The organism is Sporosarcina sp. NCCP-2331, from assembly GCF_023707945.1.
Taxonomy (GTDB): Bacteria; Bacillota; Bacilli; order Bacillales_A; family Planococcaceae; genus Sporosarcina; species Sporosarcina cascadiensis.
The window spans coordinates 35116-48933 of sequence record NZ_BRCD01000001.1 but is presented as its reverse complement, the minus strand read 5'-3'; the positions used below and the strand labels follow the sequence as shown (position 1 = coordinate 48933).

At 45.8% G+C, this 13818-nt stretch carries 12 protein-coding genes; 8 read left to right on the top strand and 4 right to left on the bottom strand.

Features of this window, described 5'->3' with window-relative positions:
- Positions 1 to 36 precede the first annotated feature (36 nt).
- Positions 37 to 360: an MGMT family protein gene (locus tag NCCP2331_RS00210; RefSeq protein WP_153722471.1), complete on the bottom strand. Its 324-nt coding sequence runs from the start codon at positions 358 to 360 to the stop codon at positions 37 to 39.
- A gap of 123 nt (positions 361 to 483) precedes the next feature.
- Here NCCP2331_RS00210 and kynU point away from each other — a divergent pair, with 123 nt between their 5' ends.
- The 6 genes from kynU to NCCP2331_RS00180 all read left to right on the top strand — a co-directional run bounded on the left by kynU (position 484) and on the right by NCCP2331_RS00180 (position 7281).
- Positions 484 to 1755 carry a kynureninase gene (gene kynU, locus NCCP2331_RS00205; RefSeq protein WP_251667762.1) on the top strand — a complete coding sequence of 424 codons (1272 nt, stop codon included), beginning with the start codon at positions 484 to 486 and terminating at the stop codon, positions 1753 to 1755.
- Entirely contained in the window at positions 1752 to 2384 is a 633-nt protein-coding gene (gene kynB / locus NCCP2331_RS00200; protein ID WP_251667760.1) for an arylformamidase, read from the top strand. The genes kynU and kynB overlap by 4 nt, the downstream gene beginning before the upstream one ends.
- Positions 2381 to 3199, top strand: a complete 819-nt coding sequence (kynA, locus tag NCCP2331_RS00195; protein WP_251667758.1) for a tryptophan 2,3-dioxygenase — start codon at positions 2381 to 2383, stop codon at positions 3197 to 3199. The genes kynB and kynA overlap by 4 nt, the downstream gene beginning before the upstream one ends.
- A 62-nt stretch (positions 3200 to 3261) precedes the next feature.
- The gene (locus NCCP2331_RS00190) at positions 3262 to 4905 is read left to right on the top strand and encodes an S-layer homology domain-containing protein (RefSeq protein ID WP_251667756.1); all 1644 of its coding nucleotides are present in this window, start codon (positions 3262 to 3264) and stop codon (positions 4903 to 4905) included.
- 750 nt (positions 4906 to 5655) lie between these two features.
- Positions 5656 to 6075 carry a MarR family winged helix-turn-helix transcriptional regulator gene (locus tag NCCP2331_RS00185; protein ID WP_251667754.1) on the top strand — a complete coding sequence of 140 codons (420 nt, stop codon included), beginning with the start codon at positions 5656 to 5658 and terminating at the stop codon, positions 6073 to 6075.
- Between the two features lie 12 nt (positions 6076 to 6087).
- Positions 6088 to 7281 carry an MFS transporter gene (locus NCCP2331_RS00180; RefSeq protein ID WP_251667752.1) on the top strand — a complete coding sequence of 398 codons (1194 nt, stop codon included), beginning with the start codon at positions 6088 to 6090 and terminating at the stop codon, positions 7279 to 7281.
- 136 nt (positions 7282 to 7417) lie between these two features.
- Here the strand turns inward: NCCP2331_RS00180 and NCCP2331_RS00175 are convergent, their stop codons facing one another.
- Both NCCP2331_RS00175 and NCCP2331_RS00170 read right to left on the bottom strand, forming a co-directional pair.
- Complete coding sequence (locus tag NCCP2331_RS00175; protein ID WP_251667750.1) at positions 7418 to 8878, bottom strand: IS1182 family transposase; 1461 nt, start codon at positions 8876 to 8878, stop codon at positions 7418 to 7420.
- 491 nt (positions 8879 to 9369) lie between these two features.
- Positions 9370 to 10560 carry a coenzyme F420-0:L-glutamate ligase gene (locus NCCP2331_RS00170; protein WP_153722478.1) on the bottom strand — a complete coding sequence of 397 codons (1191 nt, stop codon included), beginning with the start codon at positions 10558 to 10560 and terminating at the stop codon, positions 9370 to 9372.
- A gap of 112 nt (positions 10561 to 10672) precedes the next feature.
- On the opposite strand from NCCP2331_RS00170, the gene NCCP2331_RS00165 reads away from it, so the two are divergent.
- Positions 10673 to 11569, top strand: coding sequence for a LysR family transcriptional regulator (locus NCCP2331_RS00165; protein ID WP_251667748.1), 897 nt, complete (start codon positions 10673 to 10675; stop codon positions 11567 to 11569).
- 218 nt (positions 11570 to 11787) lie between these two features.
- On the opposite strand, the gene NCCP2331_RS00160 is transcribed toward NCCP2331_RS00165, so the two are convergent.
- Positions 11788 to 13455: an ABC1 kinase family protein gene (locus tag NCCP2331_RS00160; protein ID WP_251667745.1), complete on the bottom strand. Its 1668-nt coding sequence runs from the start codon at positions 13453 to 13455 to the stop codon at positions 11788 to 11790.
- Between the two features lie 45 nt (positions 13456 to 13500).
- Here NCCP2331_RS00160 and NCCP2331_RS00155 point away from each other — a divergent pair, with 45 nt between their 5' ends.
- On the top strand, positions 13501 to 13656 hold the full coding sequence (locus NCCP2331_RS00155; protein WP_251667743.1) for a hypothetical protein: 156 nt from the start codon (positions 13501 to 13503) through the stop codon (positions 13654 to 13656).
- Positions 13657 to 13818 lie beyond the last annotated feature (162 nt).

The window sequence follows — 13818 nt, the reverse complement described above, 5'->3', positions numbered from 1 at the left end:
AAGTGCTTGGCGGAGATCCATCCGACCAAGCATTTTTTATGTCTGCAGGGGAGGGTGCCAGCGATAAATTTCGAGTGATATGCGTCCATTGGTATCAAATTGAACGCCTTCCGATTCTAATCGCTGCCGTTGTGTTTCACCTTTGGACTCTGCATTCTCGGGAGTGGAAATGCCGCCTTTTGCGTTGATGATCCTGTGCCACGGCAATCCGTATTTTGCACTCATCGAATGAAGCACGCGGGTCACTTGCCGTGCACCGCGCGGATTGCCTGCTTCAGCTGCGACTTGCCCGTATGTCATGACATAACCCGGAGGAATCTGCAGGATGACCTGTATTGCGCGTTCTGTAAATGTCTCCATTTGCCAATCACTCCTTTTTAACAGATCGTAGCATAGAAAAGCGGTGAAGTCACACGTACTGTAAGCGTTTTTATATTCTCTTAATATGCTATTATTTAATTACAGAAAGAAAGGAGAATGTATATGCACTCCCATACACTTATGTATGCAAAAACACTTGATGAAAAAGATCGGCTGTCCTCTTACCGCGAGGAATTTTATTTGCCGGCGGATAAAATTTATATGGACGGCAACTCGCTCGGGCTTCTCTCTAAGCGGGCAGAAAAGACGCTGACGCAGCTGCTGGATTCCTGGAAGACACTCGGCATCGACGGCTGGACAGGAGGAGCGCATCCGTGGTTTTATATGGCGGAGCAGCTGGGGGGACGTATGGCGCCGCTGGTCGGCGGGGAAAAAACAGAAGTAATTGCAACTGGATCCACCACGTCAAACCTGCATCAGCTGGCAGCGACATTTTACCGGCCTTCCGGCAAACGCACCAAAATACTTGCGGATGAATTGAATTTTCCTTCGGATATCTATGCGCTGAAAAGCCAGATCAGGCTGCATGGCCTGGATCCCGAATCGGAACTGATCCGCGTTACGAGTGATGACGGACTGACGCTCTGCGAGGAACGCATTATCGAAGCGATGACAGAGGAAGTGGCATTGATCGTGCTGCCTGCCGTCCTGTATCGCAGCGGACAGGTTCTGGACATGGAGATGCTTGCAAAGGCGGCGAATGAAAAAGGCATTCCAATCGGCTTTGATCTCTGCCATTCCATCGGCTCTATCCCGCATGAACTGCATGACTGGGGTGCCGACTTTGCGTTTTGGTGCACATACAAACATCTGAACGGGGGTCCGGGTTCTGTCGGCGGACTGTACGTCCATGAACAGCATTTCGGTAAAGAAGCAGGTCTGGCCGGGTGGTTTGGTTCGGATAAATCGAAGCAGTTTGATATGGATCACACGATGACAGCTGCCGCCGATGCCGGTGCCTATCAAATCGGAACACCGCATATATTGAGCGCCGCGCCTTTGATCGGTTCATTGGAAATGTTTGAAGAAATCGGGATAGAGAAGATCCGCTTGAAATCTCTTGAGCTGACGAAGTTCATGATGGGCTGCATAGAGGAAGAATTGCAGGACTTTTCATTTGGCATCGGCAATCCGAAAGATGCTTCGCGCGGAGGACATATACTGCTACAGCATGAAGAGGCGGCGAGGATCTGCCAGGCGCTGAAAGCGGAAGGTGCGGTACCGGATTTCAGAGCGCCAGACGGCATCAGACTGGCTCCGGTTGCGCTGTACAATTCATTTGAAGATGTATGGCAGACAGTGCAGATTCTGAAACGCATTATGGCGGATGAAACGTACAAACAGTTTAAAAATGAGCGGGGTGTAGTGGCATGACGAATGAATGGATTGATATTACACAGCCGCTGTCGGCCAAAATCGCGGAGTGGCCGGGAGATACGCCGTTTACCTATGAAGTGGCGGTATCAAAGGAACAATCGGGTTCCGTCAATATCGGGAAGCTGACGATGAGCACGCATATTGGAACGCATACAGATGCACCATTTCATTATGATAATGAAGGAGAGCGTATTTTGGATCTGCCGGTTGATCTTTATATCGGCCGCGCTGTTCTCCTTGATGTAACAGGCTTGAAATGTGTAGCTCGTGCAGATCTGGAGTCCTTCGACTTTGATGGAGCCGAGCGGGTTTTATTGAAAACAGGCAGCCATCCGACTTCCGAGAAGTTTCCTGTGGATTACACAGTGATCGGTGAAGATGTGGGACCGCTGTTAAAAGAGCGCGGGGTGCGTCTGATCGGTACGGATGCGCCTTCAGTTGACGCGGAAGACAGCAAAGAGCTGCCGGGACATCATTCGCTGTACCGCAATGATGTCATCATTATCGAGAACTTAGTATTGGACACACTGGAGCCTGGTCAGTATGAGCTGATTGCGCTGCCGCTTGCGTTGCAAGAAGCAGACGGCAGCCCAGTGCGTGCGGTCGTCAGGAGGTGGCAGTCATGACGGAAAAGGGAATTCATACGGACTTTCGTGAGTCCATGACGTACGGTGAGTATTTAGATTTGGATAAGATGCTGTCGAGCCAGCACAGGCTGTCAGGGCATCATGACGAAATGTTGTTTATTATCATCCATCAAGTCAGTGAACTGTGGATGAAGCTGATTTTGCATGAACTGCAGACCGCGATCGATTCAATTGAAAAGGATGAACTGCCGGAAGCATTTAAGATGCTTGCCCGGGTGTCGAAAGTACAGACGCAGATCATTCAGGCGTGGGATGTACTGGCTACGATGACACCGGCAGAGTATATGGAATTCCGTGACAGCCTTGGCCGTGCATCAGGATTCCAGTCGTATCAGAATCGGCTGATCGAGTTTGCGCTCGGCTATAAGCAGCCGCAGATCATTAAGATTTATGAGAAAGATCCGGCGTTGTCGGAAATGCTGGAAAAAGCCTATCATGCACCCGGCATTTATGATGTTGCCATTCAGGCACTGGCACGCGCAGGGTTCACGATTACTCCGGAATTGCTGAAACGTGATTTCTCAATCACCTATAAGGGCGATGAAAGCGTGGCGGATGCCTGGCTGAAAGTCTACCGTAACGTAGATCAGTACTGGGATCTGTATCAGTTGGCGGAGAAACTTGTGGACATTGAAGACAGCCATCAGCAATGGAGATTCCGGCATATGAAAACGGTGGAGCGGATTATTGGTTTTAAAACAGGAACCGGCGGATCATCAGGTGTGAACTACTTGAAATCCGTACTTGATCATCGTTTCTTTCCGGAGTTATGGGATGTCCGTACTAAAATTTGACAGTCTGGCAAGCTAGCGATTATGATTAAATTTAGAATATTTAGGTAAAGGAGGAATACGTATTGAAAAAACAGAGTATCAGTTATGTGTTGCTGGCATTTGCCCTGGTGCTGCAGCTGGCTGTGATGCCTCTCCAAACAGCCGCCGCGGAGCCGGACAAATCACCGACGTGGATTGCGCCCGTCAATTACCTGGCGCTTGGGGATTCATTGGCATTCGGGATTAATTCGGATGGTAAACCGGGTAAAGGCTATGCAGATTTTTTGACGGAGGAACTGATGAAACAGGAAGTTCTTCAAACAAGCAATAAAGGATTTTCGTTCCCCGGCTACACATCGGGTGATGTCCTGAAAGACTTACAGACAGACGTGACAAAGCCGGTTCTCGGGACAGGTCCCCAAGACAGTACCGCCACTCTTCACCGGTCCATTCAGGAAGCGAATCTGATTACTTTAAGTGCCGGTGCGAATGACGTTCTTCCTTATTTCAAAATTGATGAAAAGACTGGGAAACCGTCGTTTAATATGGGAGAAATCCAAGCTGCTTTGATGCAGACGGCGAAAAACACACAGCAAATTTTAGCGAAAATCTATGAGCTGAATCCGAAAGCGCAAGTATATGTAATGGGATATTATAATTCCTTCCCGCATCTTCCTGCAGATCTGCAGCCGCAAATCGCTCTGTTAATGAAAGGACTGAACGATGCGATTCAAAGCGGGATGCAGGGCACGCCGGCTCATTTCGTGAAAACGGACGAATTGATTGCGAAAGATATTCAGACTTACTTGCCGAATCCTGCCAATATTCATTTGAGTGAAGCGGGTTACCGGGTCGTTGCAGAAGCATTCCATGAAGCACTGACAGCTAATTACCCATGGTATGAGAAAGATGCACTGACTGCAGAAAAGAAAGATGATTCCACAGTCGTGTTGAACTGGAAGCCTGTCATGGATACAGGAATGATTATGACGTATAAAGTGTATAACGGCGATAAAATGGTCGGAGAAGTCATAAGCCCGGTGCTGACTTATGAAATTACGGACCTGCTGCCAAACCAGGAATACAAATTTACGGTTGAAGCGATAGATCAGTACGGCAAGAAGAGCATGCACAACTTGTCGACAGTGTACACACTGGAGAATGAGCCCGCAGAACCATCTGTCATGTTTACTGATATTCAGGACAGCTGGGCCAAGGATTTCATTGAAGCAGCTGCTGTGAACGGTATCATGGGCGGATATCAGGATCATACTTTCCGTCCCGGCAAATCGTTGACGCGTGCACAGGCAACTTCCGTCGTCGTACGTGCTTTGCAGCTGAAGCCGAAAAGCAGCAGCATGAATTTTGATGACTTAGCGTACTACGCAGACAGTACAAAAGCTGATATTCAGGCAGCATATGATTACGGTTTGATGAAAGGCGTGAACGGGCACTTTATGCCAAATAAGCCGATCACACGTGCGCAGCTCGCATTATTACTCAGCCGGGCATACGAGACTGCAAAAGGAACACCTTATAAACCTGCAGCAGCCGCGCCTTTCAAAGATATTCAAAATTTCTCAAAGGACACCCAGTGGGCAATTGCCGGTTTGTATGAAATGGACATCGCGGCAGGGGACCAAGGAAAGTTTATGCCGAATAATCCGACGACCCGTGCTCATGCAGCGAAAATGATCGTCCAGTCAATGAAAGTAATGGGACATTAAAAAGTGAAAAAGAAGAACTCGGAGAAATTCCGGAGTTCTTCTTTTTTTATGGGGTCTGCAAGAAAATCGTTTCTTGACAACTTGTCATGTATGTATTGCTAAAATCATGTTGCAGTTTAAACCCGCTCCGGCGCTGGGGGATTTCCTTACGCTATGAGCCTACTGGCGTAGAGCATGCCAACAGTCTCATAGCAACGGCCGACCCCGCAGTTGCGCCTATGCTGGTTTGTGGAATGTATTTCATGCTGTTTTTTTGCAAAGTGTGAATTTAGTTGGCGTAGTATCACTTCTCGATCTCGTAAAAGCATTGATCCAAAGGTCCTGAGTATTTAGTGAATGTTAAGTAATGCATGAAATACCATACCTATTATAATAATCAAGACAGTATGCTCATACTACCTACTCACATAATAAGTTCTGAAATACCAGCCAGTGTACTGAAGTGGAAGGCAACCTAGGTACGCCGCGTCCTGCGGCAACGGTTGCATGACTCACTTCGTGTGAGCCCGCGGCTAAAACCACTCTGGGAGGATCAGCCCGACAGGTGAGACGACTTGCGGGAGCTTGCGACCAAGTCGGCTCACCGCGGGCCCGCAAGACACGCGTCCGTCTGGAACGCAGGGAAACGGTATGCTGCCAAAAACATAGTTTGTCTCCTCGCATTAATCCAGATTCTTTACAAATAGAAGATAATATGATTAAATTACGTTAGTTAGACAAACTAATTAATCGAAAAGAGGAATACATCATATGAAACGGCAGCAGCATTTTTTTACGGAATATATTCAGCTGTATCGTCCTCTGCTGAACCGGGTGAATACACTTCTTGCTCCTTATAATCTATTTCATTCACAATGGGGTGTTCTGAAGCTATTGAAGATGAAGGGGGAAATGACCTCTGCAGAAATTGCTGCGCATCAGCAAGTAGAAAAGCCGAGTATTACAAATATCATGCAGCGTTTAATGGAAATGGATCTCGTTGTTGTCCGTCCGGGTTTGGACAGGCGTGTAAAGCACATTGATTTATCGGAGTCGGGACATCATACAGTAGAAACGATAATGGCAGAGCTGGAAATGCTGTATTGCGAAATGCTGGACGGAGTTTCTGACGAGGATATAGGAACGGCAATTCGGGTCATGGAATCAGCTAGAAAAAATCTTATCAACTAAGAGAGTGATCAAATGGAGAATAGAAAGATATGGACAAAGGACTTTATCATTACATCAATTATTAATTTCTTTTTAATGTTGGTCATGTATTTATTGATGGTAACCATCGCACCTTTTTCAGTTAAGGAATACGGTGTATCGACAAGTACGGCGGGGCTTGTTTCCGGTATCTTCATTATCGGGACACTTATTGCGCGGCTGGCGATCGGCGGACTGATTGAAAAGGTCGGCAGCCGGAAGATACTAATGATCGGACTGACGGTTACGGTGTTAGCATCAGCTTTCTACCTTGGGGCTGTCAACTTGCCGTTGTTGATGGCGAATCGTTTCTTCCACGGAATTGGGCTGGGAATTGCCTCGACGGCGACAGGGACAATGGTAGCGCAGATGCTACCCCCGTCACGAAGAGGAGAAGGAATCGGTTATTTCAGTTTAAGTTCCGTTCTGGCTACTGCGATCGGGCCTTTCTTCGGGATTTTCCTGAGTCAGCATTATGAATACTCTGTGCTCTTCTTATTCTGTTTAGTATTAAGTGTATGCTGTGCAGCCATGTTCTTTTTTGTTAGGAAAACTGATGCGGTCATGCCGAAAAAATCAGTTGAATCTGCAATTGAAAAGCCTGGTATTCATAGCCTGCTGGAGAAACGGGCATTGCCGATCGGACTTGTCACATTGCTCGCAGCTATTGCCTATTCAGGCGTACTGTCCTTTATTTCGTTTTATGCTGAAGAAGTCGATTTAGTCAGCACTGCAAGCTTTTTCTTTTTAGTGTACGCGATAGCGGTTCTGCTGTCGCGGCCTTATTCAGGACGTTTATTGGACTTGAAAGGGAATAAATTTGTGGTCTATCCATCACTAATTCTATTTGCCGGCGGCCTGTTGCTGCTGAGCGGCGTACAAACCGGCTGGATGCTGCTTCTTGCGGGCGGTATACTTGGCCTCGGTTTTGGGAACTTCCAGTCATGCGCACAGGCAATCGCGCTCCAGGGTGTACGGCCTGAACGCCTCGGCGTTGCGACATCGACATTCTTTATTTTCCTGGATTTCGGCTTTGGCTTTGGTCCTTACTTATTGGGCTCGCTTATTCCGGTCATCGGCTACAGGGAACTTTACGTTGTACTGACAGTTGTGGTGCTCATTGCACTCGGCTTGTTTATGCTGTTCAGCAATAGGAGAAAGAACGAAATACCCGCAGCAGCTGAATAAAGAGGTTGAAAAAGACACTGCAAACTTGGAGGCCGCTGAAAAACTTACGTTTTTTTCAATACATGGCTCTTCAATCGAAAATAGGGCACGTTCCATCCGATTTTTGATGGAACGTGCCCTGTTTCTTGATCTGTTTTTATTCTTTTTGGCTCAGCAGCTTGAAAATTCGTTTCAAGTTCACCGCAAATATGGTGGTGGCTCCTTGTACCTCCATGCCGAATACACCCGCTGATTTAGCCGTTTTATAGCCATGCGGATGTTTCAATTCACTATTTTTCGCTTCAATTTTATAACGGTTTTTGGCGAGTTGTTTAAATTCCTCGGTCTCTTGAAAGGCGGCTTGTTCTTCATGTTCAAGCGACTTGATCGTCACACTGTATGTTTTACTTTTTGCGCCTTCCTTATAACATCCCTCGCGCATCGGACATACCTTACATTTTTCAATATCAAAATAATACGTGGTACTCTGATTCTTCTTCTGATTTTTTTTGCCTGTTCGTGCCTTTCGAGTTGCCAGGTGTCCAGCCGGGCAAACGAACATTCCTGCATCCTTATTGTAATCGAATGGGGTTGTTCGTCTTTCATTTCCATCGGTAACGGAGGGGTTTAACTTTGCGATCAATTGGAGCTTCTCCAATTTGGCATATTCTAAATTGCCTTTACCTGAATACGCTGTATCGCCTAGAACCGTTTCGAACTCCATGCCAGCCTCTTTACTTTTCGTGAGTAATTCGGGAAGATATTGTCCATCACTTTTTTCGCCTGTTGTCACGATGGCCGCTGTGATAATTCGTTCGTCGCTCATCGCAATATGCGTTTTGTAGCCGAAGAAAGCGGTGTCCGCTGATTTATGCCCAAGTCGTGCGTCCGGATCGTTGGAATAGCTCCATTGGTTCTCATAGTCCTCAATGATTTCTTTCAATACATTGACTCGCTCTTTTACGGCAGGGATTTGTGCTACCTTTGATTGTGTTTCCACTACTTCCACCACTTGCCGGCAGTACTGTACTTCTTCTTCGAGATCATCTGATACAGGTTTCGCAGGGAACTTCCCGACCATATCTTCTTCCAGTTGATAGACTATTTTCCGCACATTTTTCGACTTCGTCTTCAGAAACTCTTTTGGTGATTTCTGTGTAAAGCGTGCTTGAGAGTGGGTAGCGTCCACAATGAGCGTTTTACTGAGAAGCAGCCCTTTCCCGACGGCAATTTCTACGGTTTTCCCAATGAGAAGATCCAGCAGGTTCATGTCCTGCAGGCGAAGCCGGCGAAATTTCGTCAAAGAACTCGAATTGATGACTTCCTCTTCCGGAGCCATTTCTAAAAAATACTTAAAGGACATATCGTACCGTGAACGTTCGACAAGGTCTGCATCTGATAAGTCGTAAATCGATTTGAGCAGTAAATACTTGAACATACGAATCGGATGAATGGCGTTGCGACCATTATTCAAACAATATTTCGATTGGAGTTCATCTATGACAAATGAAAAGTCTACGAGTTCGTTGATTTGTCGAAGTAGATGATCTTGCGGGATCAGCACATCATACAGCGCCAGATACGGGCTTACATTCTGTTTTTCTCGGTTGGAAATCATGGGCGCACCACCTTGGATAGTTCTCCCAATTATACTATGGATACTAGATAAGGAGAATAAAAAAGCAACTGTGCGACCGGACTTCTGTTCGCGCAGTTGCTTATCTTCTTTAAATGAACTTTTTCAGCGGCCTCCAAACTTGCAGTGTCTTTTATAATGACGTCAACTGATTACGTCCGTTCTTTTTGGAAGTATACTGGGCATCATCAGCCCGTACGTAAATATGGCTTGCTTTTTCGCCTTTTTATGATTATTCTGATGACCAGGATCATCTAAGATCACAACGAATTCTTCAACGCGATTCGTGCAAAGAAATAATCAGGTTCATTTATATAATCTTGCCTGAGCCGCTGATGTGAACGTTGTTGCGCTTGATTACACCGTTTGCCATAGTCACAATCCTTTCTATTAAATTATGAACAACTATTTACAGGATAGCGGGCTGGACAAAAAAATCGTGCATGAGATTTTTCTCTCATGCACGAGCTGAATTAATTCGTATAGTTATCGAAATAGCCTTGAATGAAAACGATTGGCGTTCCTTTGTCGCCGCTGCCTGACGTTAAGTCGGATAAAGAACCGATTAGATCTGTCAGCTTACGCGGTGTGGTACCTTGTGAAGCCATGGAACCCATCAAATCTGTATCTTTCTTCTCGATATAATCAGAAACCGCCTTTTTCAATTCTTCTCCGCGTAAATCAGAAAAGTCATTGTCAGCCAAATACTTCAGCTTTACTTCATTCGGAATACCGTCCAGGCCTTCTGTGTAAGCGGGAGAAACAACTGGGTCTGCCAGTTCCCATATCTTACCGACCGGATCTTTGAACGCACCATCGCCATAAATCATGACTTCGATATGTTTGCCGGTTTCTTTTTTCAGCATCTCCTGAATCTGATCCACGACAGGCTGACATTTATGAGGAAACAGTTTGATGCTGTCCTCTTGCGCTTTGTTGGCACCCAGCAAGCCGAATTGTTCATTGAAGCCGCTGCCGTCGATGGAATGTGCAAGGATATCGTCCAAACTGTAGACTTTTTCCGCTCCGTTTGCCTCAAGAATCCGCTTAGTTCTGAAACGTGTATGAATATCGCATGTCAAAACGGTTTTGGTATAATCTAAAATGGTTCTTGCGTTATTGGAGAAAATGACTTCGTGCTCAACGCCGAATTCATCCATTAATGATTTATAGTATTGAATATAATCTACACCAGTAAATGGGTGTTTATTCTCGCCGAAATGCTCGCGGAATTCTGCTTCCGTCAAAACATCGGTCCAAGGATTGACTCCTTTTTCATCCAGACGGTCCAGCTCCACTAAGTGATTGCCGACTTCATCGGAAGGATAGCTGAGCATCAGAACAATCCTCTTTGAACCTTTCGCGATTCCGCGCAGAATATTTCCAAACCGGTTACGGCTCAGAATAGGGAAAATGACACCAATCGTATCATCACCGAATTTCGCTTCGATATCTGTTGCGATATTGCCGATCGTAGCGTAATTACCCTGTGCCCGCGCTACGATTGATTCCGTAATGGAGACAATATCCTTATCTTGAAATTCTATATTTTCAACTCTGGAAGCTTCCAGCACACTGTCTACTACGATTTGCTCGATATTATCGCCTTCATTGATGATCGGACAACGCAACCCTCTGACAACGGTACCTACTACTCTTTCCAAATGAATCGCTCCTTAGTGAAACTCAATTTGATCACTCTTCTTTGTATTATAACTTGTGTTCATGGTATAAGTAAAATTAATATATTGAATAGGGGATATAAGGAGAAGTTATATGTCAATTAATCTTGAATGGTATAAAGTCTTTCGTACAGTAGTTCAGAATGAAAGTTTTTCTAAAGCGGCACGTCAGCTGTTCATGTCACAGCCCGCTGTCAGCCAGATCATTTCTCAGCTGGAACGGGAGTTAGATACACGTTTGTTTAACAGGACATCAAAAGGTGTTTATTTGACGGATGAAGGGTCTCTGCTGTTTGAATATGTGAATTCTGCACTGAATTTAATGGAGGCCGGCAATGAAAAGTTACAGGAAATGAAGAATCTGTCTGCGGGCGAATTGAAAATAGGTGTCGGCGATACAATTTCCCGTTACTATTTATTGCCCTTTTTAGAGGCATTCCATACCAATTATCCAAGTATTCGTTTTAAAATTATTAACGGAACGACACGGGAGCTCATCGCAGCACTTAAATCAGGCGAAGCAGACATCGCAGTCTGTAATTTTCCTGTAGAAGACGATGCGCTCGAAAAACAGGTATGTTTTGAAGTGCAGGATACATTCGTTTACGGCGAACGCTTCAAAAAGCTCTTTCTGAGGCCTGTACCTTGGCAGGAGCTGACGAAGCTGCCCCTGATTCTGCTGGAGCCGAAGTCTAATTCCCGTCAATATGTAGAAGATTTTCTGTTAGATAAAGGCGTGAAAATTCATGCGGAATTTGAATTGGGATCCCATGAACTGCTGCTGGAGTTTGCTCAGATCAACTTTGGCATCGCCTGTGTAGTGAAAGAGTTCTCATCCGACTACTTAGAACGAGGCAGGCTGCATGAAGTAGAGTTTCTCGAACAGATTCCAAAACGCAGTATTGGTGTGTGTTATTTAAAAGAGGTATCGCTGTCACCTGCGGCATCGAAGTTTATTGAAATACTGGGTAAATCACAGGCTGGTGGATGAGCATGAAAGTTCTGCAGGCGCTCGTAGTGATTCTACTAGCCGCTCATATCCACTCCACGTGTGACCATAGCCGCCGCGCAAGCGCTCATATTGCGGTCACTGATGATCATAACTGACTGTAACATGCTCATAGAGAACGAAAAGCCTTGCTGGAACAAAATTCTTCCCGCAAGGCTATACTTCATCAGCAGTACATAGCACGCTTCCGCTGATGACAGTCAAATCCTCCCTGAACGCACGATGGAAACCAGCAGATAGGCAAACATCAATGTGGCAATGACCGAACCGACTTCAATCAGTGGCAGACGGAAAAACATAGCCGTCTGTCCTGCAATCGCAGATCCGACAATGAGACCAACCATTAATATACTGAAGGCCAGCAGAACAATACTGAATGAAAGCCGGTTGGCAATTTTATCGAAGCGCCGGAAAATAACATTTGTTTCTTTCAAGCCGATATCCAAATCTACTTTGCCTTTTTCGATCGTCCTAATCGCCTTTTTAATGTCTGTTGGAAGTTCAGCGACAATTTCAGCATTCTTTGCAAAGGTATGCCAGCTGTTTTCTAGCAGTCTGCGCGGGTCGAACTGCTTTAGGAAAACTTTTTTGCTGTACGCTTCAATGGCTTTCATGATGCTCAATGATGGATCAAGTTTACTGATCACACCTTCTAATGTGATGATGACTTTGGATAAAATCGCCATTTCGTTGGGCAGCCGGATTCGGTGATAGTACGCAATGGAGAAAATTTCCATAAAGACATCGCTTAGCTGCAAATCCGTTAGAGAAGTTTCATAATACTTTCTTTCAATAATCTGCAAATCACGGTAAAGAGCATCAGTATTCGTATCGTCATCCAAAATGTCCATCGCTGAAAAGACATCAATCATCCGCTCGATGTTCCCCTTTTGCAATGCGAGCATGAGAGAGATGAAATGATAGGTCATTTCTTTGCTCAGCTGTCCGATCATCCCAAAATCAATAAAATAGACCGTATTGCCGGGAGTAATGAAGATATTTCCGGGATGCGGGTCCCCATGGAAAAACCCGTGTTCCATCACTTGGGACAGCATGGAGTCCGCTATGCGTTGTGCCAGAATCTGCCTGTCATAGCCTTCTTCATCGAGTTGTTTTATATTGCTCACTTTTATTCCGGTGATCAGCTCGGTAGTCAGCAAAACACGTGTAGAATATTCATCGTACACACGGGGCACCTGGATTTCAGCAACTTTTTCAAACTGGCGTCCGATTCTCTCTGCATTGCGTGCCTCGAGCTGATAATCCAACTCCTCACGCAGGGAATGAGAAAACTCATAAATTAGATCGCGCAGATGATAAGCTTTCGCCCAACCCGTATTCTTTTCCAAAAAGCCGGCCAAATCATGCAAAATGGCAAGGTCCGTCTCTACCTGCTGCTGGATATTCGGACGCTGGACTTTCACCGCCACTAAATCTCCACTGATCAGGCGGGCTCTATGTACTTGGCCGATAGAAGCAGAAGCGAGCGGCTCTTCTTCAAACTCCTGAAATAACTCTTCTAACGTTCCTTCCAGCTGCTGTTCAACAATCCTGCGCACGTCTTTGAAAGGAAAAGCCACTACATGATCCTGCAACTTCTCCAGCTCTTCTGCAATCTCTGCCGGAACTAAATCCCTGCGTCCGCTGGCGATCTGTCCCAGCTTGACAAAAGTAGGGCCCAGCTGTTCCAAAGCAGTCCGCAATTTTTTGCCTACATGATATAAATTTAGATCTGCGGCTTCATCTGTTGTTGAAAACTTTCGGTCAGTCAGTCCCAGACGGAACAAAATATGGCTGAATCCATTTTTTAAAAATACATTTATGATTTCTTGAGAACGCTGAGCGTTTTTCATCTTCCTTTTTAACATGCAGATCACCTCCATAAACTATCCTATTTAAAAAGATACCATTGAATGTCGATTCCTAAACAATTAGTTGGCGTGGTTTCGTCTCTCGACTTGGCAGGAGGTTTGAATGAAGTATGTGTTTGCAGTTTGAACCCGCTGCGGCGCTGGGGGATTGCCTTACGCTATGAGCCTACTGGCGAAGAGCATGCCTCACTGCCTTAATTTCTGCAAAGACCGCAGAAATACGGCAAAGCGAACCCTGCGCCGTTCGCTTAGCAACAGCCGACCCCGCAGTTGCGCCTACGCTGGTGTGGGGAATGTATGACATACTGCATTTTTACAGAGTATGAGTTTAGTTGGTGTTGTTACCGTTTCTCGACTATG